Genomic DNA, 23,889 nt, shown 5'->3' on the forward strand with positions numbered 1-23,889 from the left:
GGCAGGGGTAGTGCACAAAAAAATTAGGAGCCTGTACCCTACACTTTACATTAAATAAATTGAATCTTTCCCGGGGTTCCGACTGTTTACTTTTGCATTCCTTTTCTGCGTAGCACATACGCATACTCTCTAGCACCTTTCTAGTTTGATTCTTCCTCAGAATTTTGAGCAAAAAATAGGTTTCACGCAGTTACGTGAAATGCTGGACCAGTTGTGCCTGAGCGCGCTGGGCCGGCAGTTTGTGGCCAAGATGTCGTTTCAGGCCAAGGCCGACCAGCTGGAGAAGCTCCTGCTGCAAACCGATGAGTTCCGCCAGCTGCTTAACAGCGGCGCCGATTTTCCCAGCCAGCATTACCACGATGTGCACCAGCATCTGGTGCGCGCCAACCTGCCGGGCTCCTACCTGGATGTAGCGGCTTTTTACGCCGTGAAGATGAGTTTGCGCACCATCCGCGAGGCGCTGTCTTTCTTTACCCGGGCCGAGGAGAGCCTCTACCCCACGTTGCGCCTGTTGGGCATCGGCGTGCAGGTCGACCGGAATCTGCTGGCCAATCTGGACAAGGTAGTCGACGACGAAGGCCACGTACGCGAGGACGCCTCACCGCTGCTGCGCCAGATCCGGCAGGAACTGATCAACCGCCAGGTGCAGCTGCGCAAGCAGATTGCCGGCATCCTGCGCCACGCCCGTCAGGAGGGCTGGGTGCCCGAAGGCGCCGAGCCTACTATCCGGGGCGGGCGCCTCGTGCTGCCCGTCATTGTGGAGCATAAGCGCCGGGTGAAAGGTCTGATTCACGATGAATCGGCGACGGGCCAGACGGTGTTCATTGAGCCGGAAGCAGTTTTCGAGCTGAACAACGACATCAAAGACCTGGAAAACGCCTACCAGCGCGAGTTGGTGCGCATCCTGACCCAGCTCACGGCCCAGTTGCGTCCCCACATTCCGGACCTGCGCAAGGCCTACCAGTACCTGGGTCTGCTTGATTTCATCCGGGCCAAGGCCCAGTTGGCCCGCCAGCTGGAAGCCACCCGGCCTACCCTCAGCCCGCGCCCCCTTATTCGGTGGCACCGGGTGCGGCACCCGTTGCTTTACCTCACGTTCCAGGCCCAGGCCAAGGACGACCCGCGCGAGGTAGTGCCCCTCGATATTGAATTAACCCATGAGCAGCGCATTCTGCTGATTTCAGGGCCGAATGCCGGCGGTAAGTCGGTGAGCATGAAGACGGTAGGGCTAGTGCAGTACATGCTGCAGTGCGGCTTGCTGATTCCGGCCGGTGAAGAGTCGGAAGCGGGCGTGTTCGATGATATCTTTCTGGACATCGGCGACGAGCAGAGCCTGGAAAATGACCTGAGCACGTATTCCTCGCACCTGCTCAGCATGAAGCAGTTCGTGACCCTGGCCAACAAGCGCAGCCTGGTGCTGATTGACGAGTTTGGTACGGGCACCGAGCCCAGCCTGGGCGGCGCTATTGCCGAGGCCGTGCTGGAGCAGCTCAACCGGGCCCGGGCCTTCGGGGTCATCACCACCCACTACACCAACCTGAAAAACTACGCCGAGCGCACCCCCGGCATCATCAACGGGGCCATGCGCTACGACCCCGAGCGGCTGCAGCCCCTCTACCGCCTCGAAACCGGCAAGCCGGGTTCTTCCTTCGCCATTGAAATTGCCCGCAAGATTGGCCTGCCCAAGCAGATTGTGGAGCGGGCAACCCAGCTGGTGGGCAAGGACAAAATCCGCTACGACCAGCTGCTGGAGGGCTTAGAAAAAGAGAAAACCGAGCTGGAGCAGCGCACCGCCGAAGCCGCCAAGCAGGAGCGGCGCATGAAAAAAGCCGCCCAGGAATACCAGGACCTCAAGAAGTACCTCGACGAAACCACCCTGGACGTGCTGCGCGACGCCAAGTCCAAGGCCAAGCTCTTGCTGAAAGACGCTAATCAGCAGATTGAGGCCACCATCCAGGAAATCCGCATCGGGCAGGCCGAGAAGGAGCGCACCAAGGAAGCCCGCGGCAAGCTGGATACCTTCGTGCGCGAAAAGCTGCAGATTGAGCCGCCCAAGCCCCGGGCCTCCCGTGAGCTGGCCGACCCCACTACCCTCAAGCCCGGCGACAAAGTAGCCCTGCTCGGGCAGGAAGGCCACGGCGAGATTATGGCCGTGAAAGGCAAGACGGCGGAGGTGTCTTTCGGGGGGCTGAAAACCATTGTGAAGGTGAATCAGCTAGAAAAGCTCACGCGCTCCGAGATTCGGGAGCGGGAAAAGGAGGCGGCCCGCAAGGCTCCGGCCCAGCACGCTACCCTTGACATTACCGGCCGTATGTCGGGCTTCAACACCACCCTCGACTTGCGCGGGGAGCGGGCCGAGGATGCCCTCAACAAAATCATGGCCTATGTGGATGATGCCGTGATGCTGGGCATTCCCGAAATCAAGATTCTGCACGGCCGCGGCAACGGCGTGCTCCGCCAGGTAGTGCGCGACTACCTGCACCGCACCCGCCAGGTTGCCAGCGTCGCGGACGAGCACGCCGACCGCGGCGGCGACGGGGCCACGGTGGCCGTGCTGAAGTAGGCGGCCGCAGTTTCCACGTACCTTTGCCTTTTAAGGCCCCTACAGAGCCCGTTGCGTTCCGCGTAACGGGCTCTTTCTTCCCGTAACCCCAACCCCAGTATGCACCCTCGTAACCCCCATGCCGCCCGGTATAATTTCGCCCAGCTTATCGGCGCTAGCCCCGAGCTGGCTGCTTTCGTCATTCCAAATCCGACCGGCGACGACAGCATCGATTTTGCTAATCCCGCCGCCGTGAAGGCCCTGAACCGGGCGCTGCTCAAGCAATTCTACGGCGTAGCGCACTGGGACGTACCTGCTGGCTACCTCTGCCCGCCTATTCCCGGCCGCGCCGACTACATTCACAACGCGGCCGACCTGCTGGCCGCTGACTTTGGCGGGGTAATTCCGCGGGATAAGTCGGTGCACGTGCTGGACGTGGGGGTAGGGGCCAACTGCGTGTATCCCATCATCGGCACGCAGGCGTACGGGTGGCGCTTTGTGGGCTCAGAAGTGGATGCGGTGGCGCTTAAGTCGGCCAGAAGCATGGTGGCGGCCAACCCCGGCCTGGGGGGGCGCGTTGACCTGCGCCTGCAAACCCACGCGGCCTATATCTTTGAGGGCATTGTGAAGCCCCGGGAAGAGTTTGACCTGGTACTGTGCAACCCGCCCTTCCACACCTCGGCCGCCGATGCCGCGGCGGGCAGCCGCAAGAAGGGCCGCAACCTCGGCTACGCCAAAACTAAGTCGGCAGAGCCACTGCTCAACTTTGGGGGGCAGAACACGGAGCTGTGGTGCGAAGGCGGGGAAGAAGGCTTCCTAAAGCGGATGGTGACGCAAAGCGTACCACTGGCCTCCCGGGTACTCTGGTTTTCCTCGCTTATCTCCAAAAAGGAAACTCTACGCAGCGCCCACTATTTTCTGGGCCAAGTGGGGGCCGCGGAAGTAAAAGTGCTCGACATGACGCAAGGTCAGAAAGTAAGCCGGGTAGTAGCCTGGACCTTCCAGGAGGAGGCCCAGCGCCAGGCCTGGGCCGAGCGGCGCTGGAAGTAATCCGTGGACAGGAGGTATTCGCTTCGGTTTTGCGGAAACTGTCAACTTTCCGCCTAAGGCAACTTACCTAGCATGCGGCCCCGCATCGCTGCCGAAAAATAAGAGCAGCGCTACAAATGGCGCGAACAGGTACACGGCAACGGCCACCCCGTAGGCTATAGCTGCGCCGAAGTGTTTGTTGAGGTACAGCTTAACCATCAGCAGTAGGTTTGCTGCCCCACCCAAAAGGTAAATGCTACAACCAGCCCGCAGCGCAGTCTTATCCGACAGGGTGAACAAGGAAGTGCCTGCGGTATCATTGTGCATGTAGCCAAGGATAAGCAGGATGGTTAGTATCCCACTGTTGATAGCCAAACAGCGCGCATAAGTATTGAGGTAGAAATCCATCAAGGCCGGAGAATGCTAGGCTTCCTTACTGGCAGCCCTGTGTTCAGCCCTGATAAGATAGAATAAAAAAGGCCGTTCCCACCCGGGAACGGCTTTTTAGTTTATCGTGCGCGAAGAAAAACTACTCTACTACCACCCGGCTAACCTGGGTAGATTCAGCTGTTTCAATTTGTACCAGGTAGAGGCCGGCGCGCAGGGCCGAGGCATCCACGCTTACTTCCTGGCCGTTCAGGGGTTTGGTCTGTTCGAGCACCACGCGGCCGGTCGCGTCGCGCAGCACTACGCGGGCAGTGCGGGCCGTGCTCTGTTGCACGCGCAGCTGAAACTTGCCGCTGGTGGGGTTGGGGTACACCTGCACGGCGCTTTGCTGCACAGTTTTCTTATTGCTCAGCACCAGGCTGCACACCTGCACGCCGCGGTTCTGCTCGGCAATGCGGGCCGCGAATTCCTGGTAATACTGGTTTACGATGCGGGCATCGTGCACGATGAGCGTGTTTTCGTCATTCTCCGTATCGGCCGAGAGCGACCAGTTATGCGAGCCCACGAACACCTGCGGGTCCGACTGCGAGGCGCCGGCATCCACGATGGCGTACTTGTGGTGCATGATGCCATTCGTGTTCTTCACCAGGGCCCGCTCGCCCAGGGCCGTGCGGATGGTGCGCAGAATGGCGCCTGTGCCCGTGTTGCTGGTGTCATTCACGAGTACCTCGGAGCAGGCCGCAATGTTGCGGGCCCGTACCTGGTCCACGATGGCGCGGCCCAACTCCGTGCGGGTAATGAGCATGGTGGCAATGTGCAGGTCGTTGTCGGCCGACTGAATGGCCTGAATCAAGCGGCCGTTTACCTGGTCGGTGGGCGAAAACCAAGACTCTACCTGCTTGCCGCCAATGACAAAGTAGTGGGGCGTGTTGTCGGTTTTGGCCGAGCCGAAACGGGCTGTAGCTTGGGTGCCGCTACCCCACATTTCATTGAACTCCAGGGTGTAAGTGCGGGCCAGAGCCTGGTCCTGCACGGCAATAGCATTGTTACGGTCAGTGGAAAGCTGAGCCGGGGTCCAGTTCGTGGACCCGGTCCAGACCCACGGTACGTTCGGGTTCGAGTCTTCGGCGTCAATCACCACAAACTTGTTGTGCATGATGTTCTGCTGGGTCTGGCGGCCGATGCGCGGGATGGCCGCATTCAGGCCCTGAATACTGGCGTTGGTATTGTCGTTTTCGTAAAGGACGCGCACTACCACGTTGCGGGCGTGGGCTGCATTCACAGCGTCCAGAATAACGGGGCTGTTCCAGTTATAAATAGCAATATCCAGGGTTTTGGTGGCCTTGCTGATGTAGCGGGCTACCGTGTCGGCAATGGCGCCATTGGCCAGATAGGTAGCCGCATTACCGGGCAGGGCCAGCGCCGCATTCACCGAGTTGGTAAAGTAAGAGCGCATCTTGCCCGACGAGAGCGAAGCCGTCACCATGGGCACCGCCCGCGACTCCGAAGTGCCGACGCTGTTCGTCGCCGAGGCCTTTACGTAGTAAATGATACCGGGCTGTAAGCCTGTCAGGGCAATACTATGCTCGCGGCTAGCGGTAGTCGAGCCAGTTACGGTAGTAAACGGACCGGCCAGGGAGGTAGCGTATTCCACCTTCGCAGTGCCCAGGTTTTCGGTGCTGAAGTTTACCGTGAAGCCGGACGTGCTGATGCCCGAGGGGGTAGGCGCGCTAAGCAAGTTAGGCGTGCCGCCCAGGATGAAATCCTGGTAGCGGCGGGGTAGCAACTGATAGCCGCCGGTGCCGGAGTTGCTAAACTGACTCATGATGCCAAGCACGTCGAACTGCCCGCTGGGAGCCGGCTTGCCCACAATGTCGTTGCCAGCGTTGCCGGCCGCAGCTGTGCGCAGCGTGGCTCCTGTCTGGCCGTTGAGCAGGTAGTTGGTGGTACCCCCAAAAGTGCCCACCGCCGCGCCGGCGCTGGTGGTGATGGAGGTATTCTTGTTGATGCGCACCACCCGCGACTCGTACTGCTCGGCGAAAACCGAGGTAAGGGCCGACGCATCTACGGTGGCGGCCGGGCGGATAACGCGGTTCTGGGCCAGCACGGTCACACTCGTGACGGGGTCCATTTCCAGCAGGCCGCTGTAGTTTTTCAGCGTGCCACTGATTTCGATACTGTCGCCCGGCACCAGCGCCGAGAAGCCGGCCGCCGAGGAAGAGTATGCCGCCAAGCCTGCCGTACCATCTTGCAGGTAGCGGATAATACCTAGTTCGGAGCCGTTGGTTACCACGCCGCGCACCGTTACGGTAGCGCCTACACCAGCGGCGCGAGCTGCTGCTACGGTTTGCACTGTCTGGGCCATTGCCGGACGCAACGTCGTGCCACTAGCCAACAGCGCCAACAGAGTAATTTTCTTCATCAAATTGGAAGGAATGAAAGAAATGGGAATGAAATGGTAAGCGAAGACTGCCACAAATATCTTCATCTTGCCCCGAACAATCAGCGCCTGAATAAGAAGATTTTGAGAATTTATAAGTATGGTAATATTTAAGATAAATATCTATCCTTCATATATTTAAAACTAATCATCCGTCTGCTCTCAGCCCCCAAAGCACGCTGGCCGCAGCGGGTACAGGAAGCCAGCTGCCCGGGGTAGGCACATGGCTCCGTACTCGCTGCGGCCAGCATACAAGGGGAAGAACAGAAGCCCGGGCTAGGGCCGCCCGGCTAGGCGCTTTTTTGTGTCGGTAATCATAGGAACAGCAGCCGAGCTGGACGTACCCACGGCGTTGGTGGATGATACGCGCACGTAGTACACCGTACCTGGCTCCAGGTTAGCCAGTTCCACCGTGTGGGTGATAGTAGCGGCGGGCAGACTGACGACCGTGCCCAGGGCCGCCGTTTTCCCGTACTCCACTTTCGTCGTGCCGGGGTTGAGCGTCTGGAACGTGACCGTGAAGCCATTGCGGTGAATGGCGGTGGGAACTGGCTCGCCCTGAATAACGGGCAAGCCCCCGGCCACCGAAAAGTCGCTGAACTGGCGCGGCAGCAACTGGTAGCCGCCCGTGCCGCTCTGGGCAAACTGGCTTAACGTTCCTACTAAATCAAAGGGGCCGGCGGGCGGGGTTTTGTCCACAATGCCTCCTGCTCCCGTAGAGGCCACGTTCACCCGGAGGGGAGTGCTACGCTGCCCGTTGATATAGTAGTTGGTATTGCCCTTCAGGGCCTCGGCTGGGGTACCAGCCGGGGTAGTGAGGCTGCTTACACCCGTGATGCGCAGCAGGCGCCCCTCGTACGCCTCCTCGAATACCTTGCTTACCTCAGCAGCCGGCACGGTTACAGCTACTACTGGGCGGCCGGCGGCCAGCTTCTGCACGCTGGTTACAGGATCCATTTCCAGCAAGCCGTTGTAGTTTTTCAGCGTACCCGTTACCAGCACACTGTCGCCGGGTACCAGGGCGTACAAGTCGGAGTTCGTAGTGGAGAACAGGGCCAGCCCGTGGGTGTGGTCTTGCACGAAGCGCAGCTGGCCCAATTCCGGGCCGTTTTCAATAATGCCCCGCACGGTAACGGTAGCGCCGGGCCCCGCCTGCCGGGCGGCAGCAATAGTGGTTTGGGGTTGAGCCGGGGCCTGTACGGCCGCCGCAGGTTTCGCCGCGGGCTTGGCGGAGCGGGCAGGGCGTTGAGCCTGAGCTAGGAGGGAAGTGGAGAAAAGAAGAGAGGGTAGTAGAAGTCGTTTCATCAAACGAACAGGTTGTGAGGGAAGCAGAGTCGAAAAGAAACTGCCTGCGCCAAGCAAGCTGAGCAGTACCCCGCGCAGACGAGGTAAAACTACGGCATTCCGGACCCAAAATGCGCAGGTAGCGTTCAGCTACCAGAAAAATTCCCGCTAAAAAAGAACGCCCCACGTACCAGGCTGGTAACTGGGGCGGTCAGGAAAAGCTAGAAGATATTGACCTCGGGGTGCAGCTCAATGCCGAATTTCTCCCGCACGGAGGCAATAATATCGTGCGCCAGCTCCCGGATGTCTTGGCCCTGGGCGCCGCCGTGGTTTACTAGCACCAGCGCCTGCTTGTCGTGCACGCCGTGGGCGCCGCGGCGCTGGCCTTTCCAGCCGCACTGCTCAATAAGCCAAGCGGCGGGCACCTTTACCCCGCCTGGTACAGGGTAGCCGGGTAGCTCGGGGTAGTGGGCTTTCAGTTCGTCGTACTTGAGCTGGGATATTTCGGGGTTTTTAAAGAAGGAGCCGGCATTGCCGATCTGGGTAGGGTCGGGGAGCTTGCTGCGCCGGATGTGCATCACGGCTTCGCTCACCTGGCGGGGGGTAGGCTCGCCTCCGATGCCCATGTCTTCGAGGGTGGTTTTGATGGCCCCGTAACTCACGTTGGGCCGGGCCTGGCGGTGCAGGCGCAATACCACGCCCGTCACGATGTACTGGTTTTTCAGGGGGCCTTTGAACACGCTTTCCCGGTAGCCAAAGCCACACTCACTAGCCGAAAACGTGCGCACCTGCCCGGTGCTGATTTCCAGGGCTTCCAGCTGCTCAAAGGTGTCTTTCAGCTCCGAGCCGTACGCCCCAATGTTCTGCAGCGGAGCCGCGCCGACCGTGCCCGGAATCAGCGAAAGGTTTTCAATACCACTTAGCTCCTGGTCCAGGGTGTACTGCACCAGCCCGTGCCACGACTCGCCGGCGCCCGCCCGTACTAGGGCCGTGTCCTCGTCTTGGCTGATGATGTCGAGGCCCCGAATTTCGTTTTTCAGCACTACGCCATCGAAATCCTGGGTGAAGAGCAAGTTGGAGCCGCCCCCCAGCACCAGCTTGGTCGCCGCCTGCACCTCGGGCAGGGCCAGCAAGGTTCGTAGCTCTTCCACCGACGTAAACCGGGCGAAAAGCCGCGCTTTTACGTCCAGGCCGAACGTGTTGTAAGGGCGAAGGGAAACGTGGTGTTCGAGAACGGGAGCCGAAGCCATACAGGAAGCGGTAAAGATGATGTCGGGGCAAAGGTAGCCGTTTGGCCGTTGCTGCTATGGCCTGAAGCAGGTAAAACAAACGCCCGTCGTCTGGGCAAAAGACGACGGGCGTTATAGGCTAAGTTTAGCAAACCACTACCGCACCCGGTAGCCGCGCAGAGAGTAGAACAGCAGGTAGGCGTAGCACAGGGCCGGAATAATGAAGGCCACGCGTAGCCCCCCACCGTTAGTCGCTACCCAGCCTATAATCAGCGGAATGATGGCCCCGCCTACGATAGCCATAATAAGGTAAGAAGAGCCTTGCTTAGTTAGCGACCCCAGCCCGTAGATAGCCAGCGGGAAAATAACTGGCCACATAATAGAGTTCATGAGGCCACAGAGCACAATGAACCATAAGGCAGTTTCTCCCTGAGTGCTGATAGAGGCAAATACCAGCAGCACCGCAGTGGCACATACCGCTACCAACGCCAGCCGGGAGTTGATGCGGCTCAACAGCGGAATGCCAACCACTCGGCCCACCAAGGAGCCAAACCAATACGAGGACACCAGAACTGCTCCTACCGCTTTTGTAAAGCCTGCCGTGGTATCAATGGGAGCGGGGGCCTGGCCTACCAGTACCGCAACAAAGTTTACAGCCACGTTGAGGCCGCTTACCAACGTCTGGGTGAAGCCACTAAGCTGAGTGATATTCTGAGCCTCTCCATAGCGAATCAGAAACGAGCCTAGGCCCACCTCAACGCCCACGTACACGAAAATAGCCACGATGCCCATGACCAGGTGGGGAAACTCAAGCGGGCTCCGACGAATAGCCGGCGCATCACTCTCCGACTCCGTTTGCTTGGTTGACTCCATTCCCTCAAGGTTTGGTAGCCGCAGCAGAGCAAATGCTCCAGCCAGAATGGCCAGGAAGATGGCTAATCCTATATAAGGACCTTTCACCAGTGTAGCTTCTTGCGCTAAGCGCTGGGCAGTGGGTAGTTCTGCTAATTGGGCTTTCAACGCAGCAGAGCCACCAAATAGCAGCATGCCACCTAGCAGCGGCGATAAAGTGCCTCCGAAGTTGTTGGCTACCCCCACAATACTCACCCGACTTGCCGCGCGACTAGCTGGCCCCAGAATAGACACGTACGGGTTGGCCGCCACCTGCAGCAGCGTAACCCCAGCCCCTAATACACTTAACCCCAGCAGAAATACCCCAAACGTGCGCGAGTTAGCGGCCGGAATAAACAGCAACGCCCCGGCCGCCATTACCAGCAGCCCCAGTACAATGCCACGCTGGTAGCCCAAGCGCTTCAGCACGTAGCCCGCTGGCAACGACATCAGGAAGTACGCCCCGAAAAAGGCCGACTGCACCAGTGACGACTGCAAATCAGTGAGTTGGCACACGTCCTTGAGGTAGGGCATGAGCACGTCGTTGAAGTTCGTGACGGCCCCGAACAGGAAGAACAGGCTCGTCATGGCCGCCATGGGTAGGGCGTAAGAGCGGGCTGGGGCGGTGGCGGTTGATGTGGCAGAAGTAGGGGGGAGGGCCATGCAACGGCAGAAGGTAGAAAACAGAAGGGCCTTAAATATAGAAAGACCTGGCAGAACAGCGGCGCTAGTGGCTAGAGCGGAAACTGCCGCCGCAGCTGCTGGTAGCCGGGGTGGTCGTCGAGGCTGGTAAGGCTCTCGAACATACTAATAAAAGTGCGCACCAGCTCCGGATCGGCCGACTGCATGGCACGGGTTTCGGCTACTCTATCCAGATTGTACTGGCCCAGGAATACCACCAGGGCCCGGAACGGCTCTTTGGCTTCGGCATTGAAGCGTAGAAACAGCTGAAAGGGCAGCACCGGCAGAAAGTGGTGTGGCCCTAGGCCGGCGGCCTGCTGCTCCGAGTGCGTGGAGAGGGTAGTAAAAGTTTCGTGAATCTGGCGGAGGGTAGCCAGGTGCTGCTCCCGGTGCTCCTGCCAGTGTTCCTCGGCTATCGGCGCTTCCGGGTGATACTGCTGCCATACCCCCTGCACAAAATGATGAAGCAGCCCGTGCTGGTCGCGGGCCGGCGGGAAAGCCTCGGGCGTTTCGTCGGCGGCAAGGGTAGCCAGGTAAAATTCCCGGGCGTCGCGGGCTCGTTCCAGCAGCAGGTCATGAATGCCGTCGGTGAGGGCGCGCGTTTCCCGCTGGTTAAGGGCCGGGTGATGATGACGGGCGTAGAACGTGCCAATAGCCGCCGAGTCGGTCATGACGGCCAGGTACTCGCTACCCTCCGCTTCGGCCAGAAACCCGGCTATTTCCTGCATAATCGGCTGGAAGCCTTTGTACAGCTCGCGCGTGGCGTCGCTAATGGTTACCACGGCATTCTTGATTTGCTCCTCTACCGTGTTACTGCTAATCACCAACTGGCGGGTTTCGTGCGCTAGCGCCTGCATCTGGGCCAGGGCTTCATCGGTTTTGCGCGAGGCATCATCGGCAGCTTTCCAGCTCTGAAACGCTACAAACAAACCCAGAAAGGAAGCCACACTGCCCACAATAGAGTAGTGGCCGTTCATGGCATCATAGGCCGTGAGGCCAATAACAGCCAGGGCCAGAAACAGGATAAGGTAGAATAAGGAGCTTTTGCTGGGGTCGAACAGAAAGGAAGGACGCATGATGTAAAGAGGCAGGCCTCTGCCGGAGCTGATCTGGAAAATGAACCGCGCCGGACCAGGTGGAAGGGCTGAGTCGTTGGTTAATGAAAGCACCTGGGCAGCTCGGCTACCGGTGCAGTAGGTAGTAGCTACCCTACCGCCACGGTCTGGGGGTAGCGCTGGAGTGATAGGTTGGTGGCAGCCGCGCGCCTACACGCGCTCCGGGCGCTGCACGAACTAGAACAGGTTCCGTTCCAGCTCGTACGCGGCTTGCTGCATGGGGCGGGCCATTACCTACGGAAAAAATCAGACTGTACTACCCCCGTGTGGGGTGCCATGGTAGGGAAAATAGGCGACCTCGCCGGCCAAACGGGTTCATACCTGGTGGCGCCACGTGCTGGCGCAGACGGGGAAGCAGCTCGTCCGGGGCAACGGGTAGTTCCAGCGTAAATGGCGTAATCAGGTGCAGCCGACGTAGTAATTGCTTCATAAGAAAATAGAAAAACAGCCCTCGGGGTAGGCCTGAGCAGGTAAAGATAGAAGCTGGTGCAACCCAGGCGTTGTACCTTGCGCATCTTTCCGATTTCACTACCCCACGTATGCCCGCTAACCGCCGCTCCGCCCCGTTTTACATGACTGCCACTACCCAGTTTGGGCTGGAAGAAGTGCTGGCCGAGGAACTGCGGCAGTTGGGAGCCAAGATTGAAAAGGTGGGCCAGCGGGCCGTGGAGTTTGTGGGCGATACGCAACTGCTCTACGAGGCCTGCCTGTGGTGCCGCACGGCCATGCGCATTCTGCGCCCCTTTGCTGGCTTCTACGCCCGCGACGAAAAAGCCCTGTACCGCGAGGTGAGCCGCATTGACTGGCAGCGCTTCATCCACCCCGACCAGACCTTCGCCATTACCGCCGTCGTGAATAAGTCCACGTTCGAGCACTCTTTGTTCGTGGCCCAGCTCACCAAGGACGCCATTGTGGATCAGTTCCGCAACCGCACCGGCTCGCGCCCCAGCGTGGACGTGAAGAACCCCGATATCCGGCTGCACCTGCACATGATTGAAAACGAGGTAACCCTGAGCCTCGACGCCTCGGGCGAGTCGTTGCACAAGCGCGGCTACCGCCAGCAAACCAACGTAGCCCCGCTCAACGAGGCCCTGGCCGCCGGCCTGCTGTTGCTGGCCGGCTGGGATGGCAAAAAGACGCTCATCGACCCCATGTGCGGCTCGGGCACCCTGCTCACCGAGGCCGCTATGCTGGCCCAGCGCATCGCCCCCGGCCTTTACCACCAGGGCAAGTTTGGGTTCGAAAACTGGGCTGATTTCGACGCGGCCCTCTGGGAGTCGGTGCAGCTGGATGCCCGGCAGGCCCGCCTGGAGGAGCCCCAGGCCTACATTGCCGGCTCCGACTTATCCCGGGAGTACATCGAACTGGCCCGCCAGAACGTAGCCGCCGCCGACCTGGAGGACTTTATCCGCTTGGGCGTGCGCGATGTGAAAGATGCCAAAGCACCCGCCAAAGAAGAGCTTGGCATTGTCATCATGAACCCGCCCTATGGGGAGCGGATTGGGGAAGAGGCGGAAATGGACACCCTCTACAAAACCATCGGTGACACGCTCAAATCGGGCTTCCAGGGCTACGATGCCTACGTTTTCACCGGTAACCTGGAGGCGGCCAAGCGCATCGGGCTGAAAACCTCCCGCCGCATTCCGCTCTACAACGGCCCCATCGACTGCCGCCTGCTCAAGTACGAGCTCTACCAAGGCACCCGCAAGGTCTCGCGGCCTGAGCAGGGGTAGGAAACCACGCGTCTGCTACCCACTGAGGGGGTAGAGAGGAGCTTGAAAAAAACACCTCTCATTTAGCTACCTGTCACTCTGAGCGCAACGAAGGACGTACTGGTTATCCACGATAGAAGCCCTGCGCTGCGCTCAGAATGACAGGTATTTTGGGCTTGCAGAGCATGTTCTTAATGGAGCCTTCTTACGACCTCAGCCGGAAAGACGGCAGGTGGGGGCAGATTCCTATCTTTCGTCGGCGCCCACATCAGGCGTCACTCTGCCGATGGTGAAAGTATTGTACATAGCAGGAGGGGTAGCCGTAGCGGTTATCAGCAGCATTTTCTTTGTGTTCACGCTAGGGCAACGCTCGGCCAGTTACGAGCTGCGGCTTACGCTGCGCGATGCTGCCGGCAACCTGCTACCCCGGCAGCGGGTGCAGGTCTGGCACCGGGGTAGCACGCCGCTAGAGTTCCGCACGGATGATAACGGCCTGCTACAGATAACTCAAAGCGAATCATTCGGGTCCAGTATTCTGGGGCCCCACCGGCCCGGGGCGTTTACCGTGGGCCTGGCCTTCCCCGATCTATCTCCCTTGTTCTACCAGTTTCCCGTAGAGCGCTCGGGCCCCGTACCGTACCAGGTGTTCAATACGTACTACGACTACAACTACACTAGCTGGGTAGGCGACTTTGATGCCGCGCACTGCGTGCGCACACACATCAAATACAACACGGGAAAGCTGCAGCAGGCCGTAACGCCAACCGGTGGGAAAGTGCAGCGCTGGCAAGCCGCCGCCGAGCTGCGCCACCTAGGCAAACAAGAAAGCATCCACGCCTATGCCCTGGATTTAGCACTGCAGCTTAGTGGGGTAGAAACTTACGAGCCGCGGTAGCCCCGGAAGAAACCCATTGTATCCGTTGCTGAAGCCTCGCCTTGGCAGTGCACCTACTCCGGTTGAGCGCGGCTGGAGCTGCTTGGGTCAGAGGTGCTCACGGGGGTAGCAAAAGTCAGGCGGGTAGCAAGGGAAAGAGGAATGCAGCCGCCTGATTGAACAAGCGTGGCCGCCCACGTATTCTGGTTATGGAGTGCACGATTTACCCTGCCGGCTGGTTATATTCACTCTTTCTCCCCGTCGCGTTTCGCCGTATCTTTACCCCATGTTATTTGCTGCCGAACAACTCGCTCCTACCCTCGATTCTGCCCGTCGCGTCCTGAAGAAATACTACGGCTACGACTCGTTCCGGCCGATGCAGGAAGACATTATCGGTCATATTCTGGGTGGTCAGGATACGGTGGTGCTCATGCCTACGGGCGGTGGCAAAAGCATCTGTTTCCAGGTGCCGGCCGTGGTGCAGGAGGGCGTGTGCGTGGTAGTGTCCCCGCTGATTGCCTTGATGAAGGACCAGGTGGAAGCCCTGAAAGCCAACGGTATTTCGGCCGCCTACATCAACAGCAGCGTGGGCCAGAGCGAGCAGAACAACATCGCCGCCGACTGCCTCAACGGCTACCTCAAGCTGCTGTACGTATCACCGGAGAAGCTGCTGTCGGAAGGATTCATGACCTTTCTCAAGCGCATGCGCATCAGCATGTTCGCCATTGACGAGGCCCACTGCATCAGCTCCTGGGGGCATGACTTCCGGCCCGAGTACACCCAGCTGCGGGTGCTGCGCGAGCAGTTTCCGCAGGTGCCCATCATTGCCCTTACCGCCACGGCCGACCGCCTTACCCAGCGCGACATTCAGCAGCAGCTTCGGCTAAACGAGCCGCGGGTGTTCCTTTCCTCCTTCGACCGCCCTAACCTTAACCTGATTGTGCGGCCGGGGCAGGACCGCGTGGGCGGCATTCTGGAGTTTCTGGAGCGCCACCAGGGCGAGGCCGGCATCATCTACTGCCTCTCGCGCAAGCAGTGCGAAACCCTGACCCAGAAGATTCAGGCCAAGGGCATCAAGGCGGGCTACTACCATGCCGGCATGACGCCCAACCAGCGCGGGGCTGTGCAGGAAGCGTTTTTGAAAGACGACTTGCAGGTGATTGTGGCCACCATTGCCTTCGGCATGGGCATCGATAAGAGCAATGTGCGCTGGGTGATTCACTACAACCTGCCCAAGAATATCGAGGGGTACTACCAGGAAATCGGGCGCGCGGGCCGCGACGGGGCCCCGGCCACGGCCGTGCTGTTCTATTCCTTCGGCGACGTGATGAGTCTGCGCGACATGCTCACCAAGGAAAACCCCAACCTGACCCAGCTCAACCTGACCAAGCTGGAGCGCATGCAGCAGTTTGCCGAAGCCGCGAGCTGCCGCCGCAAAATCCTGCTCAACTACTTCGGCGAAACCCTGGCTACCGACTGCGGTAACTGCGACATCTGCCGCAACCCGCCCACCACCTTCGATGGCACCGAGCTGGCCCAGAAGGCTCTGTCGGCGGTAGTGCGGGGGCGGGAGCGGCTCAGCGTTAACCTGCTGATTGATGTGCTGCGCGGCATGCGCAACCAGGCCGTGCTCAGCCAGGGCCTCGACCAGATTAAAACCTACGGAGCCGGCCGCGACCTTCCCTACCTCGACTGGTACAGCTACATCCACCAGATGCTCAATGACGGGCTGGTGTACATTGCCTATGAGGAAGGATACGCGCTGAAAATCACCGATTTGGGCCGAGAGGTGCTGCAAGGCCAGCGCCCCGTGCCCATGAAGAAATTTCAGCCGGCGGAAAAGGCGGAAAAGGTACCGAAGGGCCGGAAAGCAGCTGCTGCGACCAAGGCGGCGCCCGCCAGCCGCGAAGCGCAGCTGTTCGAGGCCCTGCGCACCCTGCGCAAGCGCATCGCCGATGAGCAGGGGGTACCGCCGTACGTTATCTTCACCGACTCGACTCTCCAGGAAATGGCAGCCGAGCGGCCGGTGAACCGCACGGCTATGCTCGCTATTTCGGGGGTAGGCATGAAGAAGTTTGAAACCTACGGCGAGGCTTTCATCCGGGAAGTGCTGGCCCACGGGGGCAACCCCGCCGCCCAGGCCGAGCTCGACGAGGACGAACTGCCTTTGAGCCTCGACCCCGACGATTTCAGCGCTACCCCTCGGCCGGCCCGCAAGCGCGAAGCCAAGCCAACCCGGGAAGCCACGGGCACGGAAGTAAACGGCTCCATGGAAGCTACGTTTCAGCTCCACCGCATGGGGCTGAGTGTAGAAGCCATTGCCGAGCGCCGCGACTTAGCCTTATCTACGGTGCAAACCCATCTGACCAACTGCTACGCCAAAGGTCTCGACCTGCGCATTGAGGAGTTTCTGAAGCCCCAGGAGTTGGCCGAAATCCAGACGGCTCAGGCCCAGTTGGGGGGTAGTCCCATGCTCCGCGACCTGTTTGACCACTTGCGCGAAAAGTACGACTACTTCAAGCTCCGTCTGGCCCTCATGTACTTCAAGAAGCTGCGCGGAGAATAAGCAGAATCGAACTCCTAATTGAAGACAGCCCATCGCCTGCCCTAAAGCGCGGGCTATGGGCTGTCTTCTACGCGGCAGTGCTGCTATCTTGCTTTCCTACCCGGAAGGGCTTTCATGTCTACTCATCCGCTAATTGTCCGTCATGCCTTTCGAAGGGGGATATTGTGATTACTCAAGTGGCTAAACAGTCTCCGGTAGCCGCAGCTAAGAATGCGGACGACGGCCTGAGAGAGTAGGATAAGGAACTGAATCAGCGCAATGCTTACTCTGCCTTGGGTACACTTATCCTACGAGAAGATGCTGGCTAGTTAATATGTTTTAATGCGCAAAATACTTGCCTACAGCTTTTTACCGTAGCAATAGAATCAGCTACGGCACAAGCCCACAGAAGCCGTCTGTTACGTTAGCCTGCCCCTGCATACACACTGAAAGGCCCGGAGGAAGGCGAGACTGGGGTAGTAGCTGAAAGAACCATCTCTCTGGCAATGCACCCGGTAAAAGCCTGCCAAATTTTTTTAGTAAAAATTTCAGCTAATTGAATTAGTATTCGCGTACTACGGTTTGTACCTTCGTGAGCCGGTACTTGCTTTGCCGATGCAGCCATTTCTCCCGGCTCTTTCTGCGTTATGATTAACACCAATCTCAAATTCTGGCGGCGCGAACTGAGCCTCACGCAGGCGCAGATGGCCGAAAAACTAGGCATCAAACGCTCCTTGGTGGGCGCTTACGAAGAGGGTCGTGCCGAGCCCAAGCTGGCTACCCTCGTTAATATGGCCCGGCTGTTTGGCATCTCGCTGGACCAGCTGGTAACCACCGACTTTAGCAAGAAAAAGAATGCTAAAGCGGCTCTGCAGCTGCAGGCCCAAACGGCGGCTACCCCCGAAGCCAATGCTACCCGCAGTGGTAACAGCCTGCGCATTCTGGCCCTGACCGTAGACAAGGAGCAGAACGAAAACATTGAGCTGGTGCCCCAGAAAGCCGCCGCCGGCTACCTCAATGGCTACGCCGACCCCGAGTACCTCGAAGAGCTGCCCAAGTTCCGCCTGCCCATGCTGGGCAACACCGGCACCTACCGCGCCTTCGAAATTGCCGGCGACTCCATGCTTCCCATTGCCAGCGGCACGGTTATCGTAGGCCGCTACGTGGACGATTGGATGAGCATTAAGGACGGCACGCCGTGCATCGTGGTTAGCTCCAAGGAGGGCATTGTGTTCAAGCGCGTGTTCAACCGCCTCAAGGATGCCGCCATGCTGGCCCTGCACTCCGATAACCCGCTTTACTCGCCCTACCAGATTGATGTGGAGGACGTGGTAGAAATCTGGGAAGCCAAAGCCTACATCAGCAGCACCTTCCCCATCGCCGACCTCTCGCTCAACCGCCTCGCCAGCATTGTGTTGGATCTGCAGCAGCAGGTGAGCACCATGAAGAAGGTATAAGGAAGCTACCTCACAGTTTGCGAAACGCCCGTTTGGACCCGAGTCAGACGGGCGTTTTGCTTATCTGAGAGGGTAGCAGAAGAGGAGGCTGGTGGTACGCTTAAGTGTGAAAACATCTATTCGGGGCGCTTTCCCGTTTAACTAACCGCGCCATGCCGCGTAAGCACACTCAACCATCAACGACTACTCCCCGATGCTTAAAATTATTCCTGCTACCGACCGTCATCACGCCGCTCCCGTCAACTGGCTCAGCAGCTACTTCCTGTTCAGCTTCGCCGACTACTACGACCCGCAAAATGTGCAGTTCGGGCCCCTGCGCGTGTTCAACGATGACTCTATCCAGGGTAATGCGGGCTTTCCTCAGCATCCGCACTCCGAAATGGAAATTGTGACGCTGGTACTGGACGGGGAGCTGACCCACGTAGATACCATGGGCAACCGGGCGACTATCAAGAAAGGGGAGGTGCAGCGCATGACGGCCGGTACGGGCCTGGCCCACTCCGAGCAGAACGATACGGATAAGCCGGCCCACATCTATCAGCTGTGGTTCCAGCCTAATCAAAAAGGCCTACCCCCCAGCTACGAGCAAAAGGACGTTGATTTCCTTGACTCGAAAAACGAACTGATACCGCTCGTTTCGGGGCAGAAGGTGCTGGAGGACGTTGTATACATGAACTCCAACACCACTGTGTACTGGTGTAACCTAGCCACCGATAAGACAGTCACGTTCAAGACCTTTCCTATTCGAAACACGTTTATCTACGTTAAGGAAGGTAGCCTATATATCAACGGCGTTGACATTGGGCCGAACGACCAAGTGCGCTCCACTGACGAGCACGTACTAGAAATCCGGGCCTCTAAGGATGCCCAGTTCATCCTGATTGACCTGCCTGGTAGCGAAGCCAACTACTAAGGCCTCGCTTCGAAGAACCTTCCGGCGGGCTGGTAGTTAAGTACTAACTGCCGGCCCGCCGCTTTGTTATTGCCCCTATGACGAACATTTTCCCCGACGACCTGGTACCTGAAAACGAAGCCACGCGCCTCCGCACGCTGCATCTGTATCAAATCGTAAACACTACCCCGGAGAAGGTTTTCGACGAGTACGTGACGTGGGCTGCCCAACTTTTCAGCACGCCTATCTCCCTGATTTCGTTCGTAGATGATGAGTATGTGCACTTCAAGGCCATAACAGGAGCCGAGGGGGTGCCGGGCTTGCCACGAACAGAAAGCATGTGCTCGGCCGCCATTCTGCCCGATGCGTTGATAGTCACCTCGGATTACTCGGCGGAAAGCTGCCGCCTCATCAGCCCCGACGTAGCCCAGGCATTCGGCCTGAATTTCTACGCTGGCTCTGCTCTGCGCATGCCCGACGGGTCTCGCATTGGCATGTTAGCCGTGATTGGCCGGGAGCACCGTACGCTTTCGGCGGCCGAAGAGGATACCTTGGCCCGCCTCGCCAACCTGGTAAGCCAAACGGTAGAGCTGCGCTTTCAGTACCTGCAGGCTCAGCTGCCTGACGATTGGGAAGCCGCCCAGCAAGAGCTGTCGGAAGCCCTCGACGACAACGCAACCCTCACTCGCTACCTTACTACCCGCAACCACGGCATCAACCTTGATGACCCTGAAGTGCAGGATGTGGTGTTGCGCCGCCTGGCTGATGTAGAGAAGGTGCTGGAGCGACGCCTGCGAGAGGTTTCCTCTGCAGCGTAATAACAGAGCCAGCCCATACCAACAACGCCCGCACCACATATGTGGTGCGGGCGTTGTTGGTATGGGCTGGCTCCTACAGTTCCTCTAGTTGAATTTTTACGTTGGTCTGGAGTAGAAAGTCAAGGAGGTGGCGAAGGATGATACTGGATGCATCAGATGAGGTGAGGTTATCACAGAAATAGATACCATCATACTCAAATGCTACAAAAACGGCCGGCCAGGTATCTTGAGTATCAGTTGTATTACCCGTTAACACTACTGACCAAAGCGAGTTGTTCGCTTCACTTATGGCGAAATGCTGCTTTAGAAACGTTATAATAGCCTCAGTATCAAGGCTGAAACAGGATAACCTGTATTCTCGGCCCATGTGGTTACATCGTGTATTTGCGGCCCTTGTTCTGTTGCTTGAGGTAGGTCATCAGGGGCTGGAAGTACTCCACCATGGCGCGGGCCGAGAGGTCCTCGCCGGTTTTCTCTTTTAGTACGGCGCGCCAATCTTTGCTCGAGCCGGGGCGCATGATGTCGGCCAGGAACTGGCCTACCTCCTTGCTGCCGTAGTAGTTGGTAGCGTGCGGGTCCTGCTTCAGGATTTTCTTGGCGATGTGGTCGTGCAGCTGAAACAGAATGACGTACGACAGAGCATAGTCGTAGTACTGGGCTGGGTCGTCGTTGATGTGCGTTTTGGTGGCCGGATCCAGGTACTGCTCGCCGCGCGTGGTAGGCGGTACAATGCCCTGGTACTGCTTGGCCAGCGCCCACCAGCGGGCGTTGAGCTGGTCGGCGGGCAGCTTATCGGCGTAGAAGCTGTTTTCCCACTCGCTCATGACGCCCGAGGCAAACGGAATGAAGACGGCGTAGTTCAGGGCCTCTTTCAGCAGCGTCTGGGTCTGGTCGGTCTGGGTTTTGGGGTCTATCAGGCCCAGGCCGGCCAGGAAAGGCTTCTGGGTAGCGGCCAGGCCCATCAAAGAACCCATGGCTTCGTGGTAGCCGCGGTTAGCGCCCTGGCGGAGCAGCGGGGGTACGTCGGGGTTGGTGTAGGTGAGGTAGTAGTAGATGTGACCCAGCTCGTGGTGGGTGGTTTCGTACCACTCGGTGTTGCCTTCCACGCTCATCAGGCTGCGCACGTCCTGGTTCAGGTCCATATGCCAGGCCGAGGCGTGGTTGTTCTTCTTGTAGGTTGCGCCCTTGGGCAGGGGGTAGAGGCTGCTTTTCTCCCAGAACACGGGCGGCAGGGCTTGGAAGCCCAGGCTTTGGTAGAACCGCTCGGCCTGCTTTACCTGCCACTCGGCGCCTTTTTTGGCCAGTACGGGGTCAATATTCAATCCTTTTACTTCCACCATGGCGCTCCAGTCCTGGCCCCAGCGGTTAGGTAGCCAGGAAGCAGGCAGGTAGTCGGGCACTTGCTTGACACCGTACTGCTTGGCCAGTTCGTAGCGGGCGTAGGTGTGCAGCTCCCGGTAGAGGGGGCGCAGCTCGTCGTTGATGCGGCGCACCAAGGCCATCATTTCCTCCCGGCTCATGCCGTAGTCGGAGGCCTGGTAAGTGAAGTAGTCGGGGTAGCCCAGGGCCTGCACCGTTTGGTTGCGCAGGTCGCGCAGGTTTAGCAAGCCTTCCTTCAGGGTAGGCCCGATGGCCTTGCTGGCCTCCCAGATTTGCTGGCGCTTCAGCGGGTTCTTCTCTTTGCGCAGCAGCTCGTCCAGGTCGTTGGTCGTCACGGATTTGCCCTGGTACTTGTAGTCGAAGCCGTAGAGCTTTTCGGTTTGCTGGGTTTCGGCCTTGATGCGGCGCTTCACTACGTCGGCAATGGTTTGGGGCGAGTTGGCAGCGTTGTACAGCGCGGTTTGCAGCTGCTTTACTTGCAGCTCCGTGAGGTCTTGCTTGTGCTCCAGCAATTCGCGCAGGCGCTGAATGTTCTGGGTGGAGCCCGTGAAAGCCGCCATTCGCTCGTTGGCCCGGGCCGTAGCGCCGGCGTTGCTGGTGTCGCCGGCTACAATGTGCGTATTGGAGCGCCATTCCGCCTCTGACGACTGGGTGTACAGGCGCTGATATTGGGCTGAATAGTCTTTTAAGAAGGCCTCGGCCTGCTCCTGCCAGTTGGGGACAGCGGGCTGGGTAGTGGGTTCAGTGGTAGCAGCGGGGGGAGTAGAAGCCGTAGGCGTCTTGGCCGTCGGAGCACAGGCCGTCAGCACGGCGGCCGTGAGGCTGGGAAGGAAGTACTTTTTCATTGGAAAGCGGAAGGCTTCGAAAAAAGATCAGGGTAGGCGAAGGTACATAGCGTATTGGTTTAAGCCGCCGCCCCACATGGTGGCCCGCTGGCAAGGCGAGAAGCAAAGCCATTTTTCCACACCAGCCGCCTACCCCTCCAAACGTGCCAAACCCTCATTTCCGCGCTGAAAATGAGGGCCTGGTGATGTATCGGGTCGTGGGTTCAGGAAAGGATGACTTCGCTAAGCTTGCCATCAGGAGAAAGGAATAACAGGACTCAGGCAACCTTCTCCTCTTGCATTTTCAAGTGGCAGTCTTTGTACTTTTTGCCGCTACCGCAGGGGCAGGGAGAATTGCGGCCGAACTTGCGCCGGGTGCGCAAACTCCGGATCCACTCGCGCGGATCCACGGCCCGGCGCAGAAAACGTTTCTTGGGGTTTTGGCGCAGGGCCCGGCTCAGCAGCTGGTACAGCTCAGGATGGTGTTCCTGCAGCTTCTCGGGCTTTTCGAAAAAGTACTCCGTAACCACGGCAAAAAACTCCGCCTCATTGGTGCCAGCGTAAGAGTTTATTTCGGAGTCGCCGGCCCGGATGGCGGCAATTTCACGCTGCATCACTGCTTCCCACTCCGGCCGCAGCTCGGTGGGCAGGGCCACGCCCGGCACTCCGTCAATAACGCCATCAGCCTCGTCGAGTAGGTGCGCAAACTCATGAATGCCCACGTTTTGCTTGTCCAGAGCATCCTGAAAGCCTTGCTCCAGCGACGCCTTGGAGAGGCGCATGTAGTGGGAGGTCTGGAAGCCCTGTACGCTTCCCAGCAGCGTGCCCTCCAGCCCTACAAACTCCTTGTTCGGGTCGCGCTGCTGCGTCCAGGCGTCGGGCACCACCAGCACTTCGCTTAGGTTGGCGTACTCCCAATCCGGAAAGCCGAACACCGGAATGATGGCCGAGGCAGCCACCAGCACGCGGGTTGTGTCGTCAACGTCGGTTTGGATGCCCGTAACGCGTGTTTGGGCCAGGAATACCTGCACTTTCTTCTCGAAGCGCAGCCGGTCGTTGGCCGTGAGGGAGAGGTAAAAGGCTACGCGCTCGGTGAGAATCTGCCGCCACTCGGGCGGAAACTCGGCGCTGGCCGCTGCCTGCTTCAGGCGCGCCTCGCGCGTGACGTATCGGTAAAAGAAAAAGGCCACTACCGCTACCAGGGCGGCGAAAAGTAGATACTGCATGAGGCGCTAAACGCGCAGCCCGCCGGCGGGTTGTGCTACCTGCCTGAACGGGCCAACCCTAGAGCACGGCAGGCCCCAGATGTTCGCGCAGCCGCTCCCGGAGCAAGTCCAGCAGGATGTGGTCCATGAACTGAAATTTGTCGGGAATGCGCAGATTAATGATGCGCTTGCCCGCCAGCTCTTCCCGAAACTTCTGCTGCAGAATCTCGGTGTGCCGGCGCTCCATCACCAGCACCACATCGGCCCAGCCCAGGTGGCCCGCCGCAACGCGCACCCGGGCGCCGGGCTCGGTACCAGCCGAGCGGGCTTCGTAGTGCGGGTGGCCGTCGAACAGGCGCTCGGCACTAAGGCTGCGCCAGCGGTTCTGGCTACAGATGAAGAGAAGTTTGCGCGGGGAAGTGTCGGGAGCTGAGTACGCCACAGCGGAAAAAAGCAGAAGTGCCAGAACGCGACAAGATACGGCACTGCCGGCACCCGGCCTACCCCCGTACGGCCCGCTAACCTGCCGCCAGCCGAGCGTTGCGGCCGGCGCTGGCTTGGAGGTTGCGGCGAAGATTGATAAG

Annotated in this window: 18 protein-coding genes; 8 read left to right on the plus strand and 10 right to left on the minus strand. The window is 59.1% G+C overall.

All coding sequences use genetic code 11. From position 1 onward, the window contains the following. Positions 1-145 precede the first annotated feature (145 nt). Together K3G63_RS02200 and rlmF are read left to right on the plus strand one after the other, a co-directional pair. Positions 146-2,563, plus strand: coding sequence for an endonuclease MutS2 (locus K3G63_RS02200; RefSeq protein WP_220612455.1), 2,418 nt, complete (start codon positions 146-148; stop codon positions 2,561-2,563). A gap of 99 nt (positions 2,564-2,662) precedes the next feature. Beyond that, a complete protein-coding gene (rlmF, locus tag K3G63_RS02205) occupies positions 2,663-3,592 on the plus strand; it encodes a 23S rRNA (adenine(1618)-N(6))-methyltransferase RlmF (RefSeq protein ID WP_220612456.1) in 930 nt (309 codons plus the stop codon). A 63-nt stretch (positions 3,593-3,655) separates the two neighbouring features. Here the strand turns inward: rlmF and K3G63_RS02210 are convergent, their stop codons facing one another. The 7 genes from K3G63_RS02210 to K3G63_RS02240 all read right to left on the minus strand — a co-directional run bounded on the left by K3G63_RS02210 (position 3,656) and on the right by K3G63_RS02240 (position 12,028). Continuing rightward, on the minus strand, positions 3,656-3,979 hold the full coding sequence (locus tag K3G63_RS02210; protein ID WP_220612457.1) for a hypothetical protein: 324 nt from the start codon (positions 3,977-3,979) through the stop codon (positions 3,656-3,658). 121 nt (positions 3,980-4,100) lie between these two features. Beyond that, on the minus strand, positions 4,101-6,380 hold the full coding sequence (locus tag K3G63_RS02215) for a phospholipase D-like domain-containing protein (RefSeq protein ID WP_220612458.1): 2,280 nt from the start codon (positions 6,378-6,380) through the stop codon (positions 4,101-4,103). Positions 6,381-6,674: 294 nt separating this feature from the next. Beyond that, complete coding sequence (locus K3G63_RS02220; protein ID WP_220612459.1) at positions 6,675-7,703, minus strand: hypothetical protein; 1,029 nt, start codon at positions 7,701-7,703, stop codon at positions 6,675-6,677. A 200-nt stretch (positions 7,704-7,903) separates the two neighbouring features. Beyond that, a complete protein-coding gene (gene murB / locus K3G63_RS02225) occupies positions 7,904-8,932 on the minus strand; it encodes a UDP-N-acetylmuramate dehydrogenase (RefSeq protein ID WP_220612460.1) in 1,029 nt (342 codons plus the stop codon). A gap of 135 nt (positions 8,933-9,067) precedes the next feature. After that, positions 9,068-10,465, minus strand: a complete 1,398-nt coding sequence (locus K3G63_RS02230; RefSeq protein WP_220612461.1) for a sugar MFS transporter — start codon at positions 10,463-10,465, stop codon at positions 9,068-9,070. Between the two features lie 71 nt (positions 10,466-10,536). Then, positions 10,537-11,559 (minus strand): hypothetical protein, encoded by a 1,023-nt coding sequence (locus K3G63_RS02235; RefSeq protein ID WP_220612462.1) that lies wholly within the window; start codon positions 11,557-11,559, stop codon positions 10,537-10,539. Positions 11,560-11,854: 295 nt separating this feature from the next. After that, the gene (locus K3G63_RS02240) at positions 11,855-12,028 is read right to left on the minus strand and encodes a hypothetical protein (protein WP_220612463.1); all 174 of its coding nucleotides are present in this window, start codon (positions 12,026-12,028) and stop codon (positions 11,855-11,857) included. A 109-nt stretch (positions 12,029-12,137) separates the two neighbouring features. Between K3G63_RS02240 and K3G63_RS02245 the strand changes: the two genes are divergently transcribed. From K3G63_RS02245 to K3G63_RS02270, 6 genes are all read left to right on the plus strand, one after another. After that, positions 12,138-13,331: a class I SAM-dependent RNA methyltransferase gene (locus K3G63_RS02245; RefSeq protein WP_220612464.1), complete on the plus strand. Its 1,194-nt coding sequence runs from the start codon at positions 12,138-12,140 to the stop codon at positions 13,329-13,331. Positions 13,332-13,596: 265 nt separating this feature from the next. Further along, positions 13,597-14,205 carry a hypothetical protein gene (locus K3G63_RS02250; protein ID WP_220612465.1) on the plus strand — a complete coding sequence of 203 codons (609 nt, stop codon included), beginning with the start codon at positions 13,597-13,599 and terminating at the stop codon, positions 14,203-14,205. 265 nt (positions 14,206-14,470) lie between these two features. Next, a complete protein-coding gene (recQ, locus tag K3G63_RS02255; RefSeq protein ID WP_220612466.1) occupies positions 14,471-16,750 on the plus strand; it encodes a DNA helicase RecQ in 2,280 nt (759 codons plus the stop codon). Between the two features lie 626 nt (positions 16,751-17,376). Continuing rightward, positions 17,377-18,186, plus strand: coding sequence for an XRE family transcriptional regulator (locus K3G63_RS02260; RefSeq protein ID WP_220612467.1), 810 nt, complete (start codon positions 17,377-17,379; stop codon positions 18,184-18,186). 193 nt (positions 18,187-18,379) lie between these two features. Further along, positions 18,380-19,099: a pirin-like bicupin family protein gene (locus tag K3G63_RS02265; RefSeq protein WP_220612468.1), complete on the plus strand. Its 720-nt coding sequence runs from the start codon at positions 18,380-18,382 to the stop codon at positions 19,097-19,099. Positions 19,100-19,176: 77 nt separating this feature from the next. Then, the gene (locus K3G63_RS02270; protein ID WP_220612469.1) at positions 19,177-19,896 is read left to right on the plus strand and encodes a GAF domain-containing protein; all 720 of its coding nucleotides are present in this window, start codon (positions 19,177-19,179) and stop codon (positions 19,894-19,896) included. Positions 19,897-20,267: 371 nt separating this feature from the next. On the opposite strand, the gene K3G63_RS02275 is transcribed toward K3G63_RS02270, so the two are convergent. The 3 genes from K3G63_RS02275 to K3G63_RS02285 all read right to left on the minus strand — a co-directional run bounded on the left by K3G63_RS02275 (position 20,268) and on the right by K3G63_RS02285 (position 23,747). Beyond that, positions 20,268-22,121, minus strand: a complete 1,854-nt coding sequence (locus K3G63_RS02275) for a M2 family metallopeptidase (protein WP_220612470.1) — start codon at positions 22,119-22,121, stop codon at positions 20,268-20,270. A 257-nt stretch (positions 22,122-22,378) separates the two neighbouring features. Beyond that, positions 22,379-23,326 (minus strand): zinc-dependent peptidase, encoded by a 948-nt coding sequence (locus K3G63_RS02280; RefSeq protein ID WP_220612471.1) that lies wholly within the window; start codon positions 23,324-23,326, stop codon positions 22,379-22,381. Between the two features lie 58 nt (positions 23,327-23,384). After that, the gene (locus K3G63_RS02285) at positions 23,385-23,747 is read right to left on the minus strand and encodes a low molecular weight protein tyrosine phosphatase family protein (RefSeq protein ID WP_220612472.1); all 363 of its coding nucleotides are present in this window, start codon (positions 23,745-23,747) and stop codon (positions 23,385-23,387) included. Positions 23,748-23,889 lie beyond the last annotated feature (142 nt).

It is taken from the genome of Hymenobacter sp. HSC-4F20, from assembly GCF_019599275.1.
Lineage (GTDB): Bacteria > Bacteroidota > Bacteroidia > Cytophagales > Hymenobacteraceae > Hymenobacter.

Coding starts and splice junctions, on each gene's coding strand:
- rlmF (WP_220612456.1), top strand. CDS start 2,663: ATGCACCCTCGTAACCCCCATGCCGCCCGGTATAATTTCGCCCAGCTT.
- K3G63_RS02210 (WP_220612457.1), bottom strand. CDS start 3,979: ATGGATTTCTACCTCAATACTTATGCGCGCTGTTTGGCTATCAACAGT.
- K3G63_RS02215 (WP_220612458.1), bottom strand. CDS start 6,380: ATGAAGAAAATTACTCTGTTGGCGCTGTTGGCTAGTGGCACGACGTTG.
- K3G63_RS02220 (WP_220612459.1), bottom strand. CDS start 7,703: ATGAAACGACTTCTACTACCCTCTCTTCTTTTCTCCACTTCCCTCCTA.
- murB (WP_220612460.1), bottom strand. CDS start 8,932: ATGGCTTCGGCTCCCGTTCTCGAACACCACGTTTCCCTTCGCCCTTAC.
- K3G63_RS02230 (WP_220612461.1), bottom strand. CDS start 10,465: ATGGCCCTCCCCCCTACTTCTGCCACATCAACCGCCACCGCCCCAGCC.
- K3G63_RS02235 (WP_220612462.1), bottom strand. CDS start 11,559: ATGCGTCCTTCCTTTCTGTTCGACCCCAGCAAAAGCTCCTTATTCTAC.
- K3G63_RS02240 (WP_220612463.1), bottom strand. CDS start 12,028: ATGAAGCAATTACTACGTCGGCTGCACCTGATTACGCCATTTACGCTG.
- K3G63_RS02245 (WP_220612464.1), top strand. CDS start 12,138: ATGCCCGCTAACCGCCGCTCCGCCCCGTTTTACATGACTGCCACTACC.
- K3G63_RS02250 (WP_220612465.1), top strand. CDS start 13,597: ATGGTGAAAGTATTGTACATAGCAGGAGGGGTAGCCGTAGCGGTTATC.
- recQ (WP_220612466.1), top strand. CDS start 14,471: ATGTTATTTGCTGCCGAACAACTCGCTCCTACCCTCGATTCTGCCCGT.
- K3G63_RS02260 (WP_220612467.1), top strand. CDS start 17,377: ATGATTAACACCAATCTCAAATTCTGGCGGCGCGAACTGAGCCTCACG.
- K3G63_RS02265 (WP_220612468.1), top strand. CDS start 18,380: ATGCTTAAAATTATTCCTGCTACCGACCGTCATCACGCCGCTCCCGTC.
- K3G63_RS02270 (WP_220612469.1), top strand. CDS start 19,177: ATGACGAACATTTTCCCCGACGACCTGGTACCTGAAAACGAAGCCACG.
- K3G63_RS02275 (WP_220612470.1), bottom strand. CDS start 22,121: ATGAAAAAGTACTTCCTTCCCAGCCTCACGGCCGCCGTGCTGACGGCC.
- K3G63_RS02280 (WP_220612471.1), bottom strand. CDS start 23,326: ATGCAGTATCTACTTTTCGCCGCCCTGGTAGCGGTAGTGGCCTTTTTC.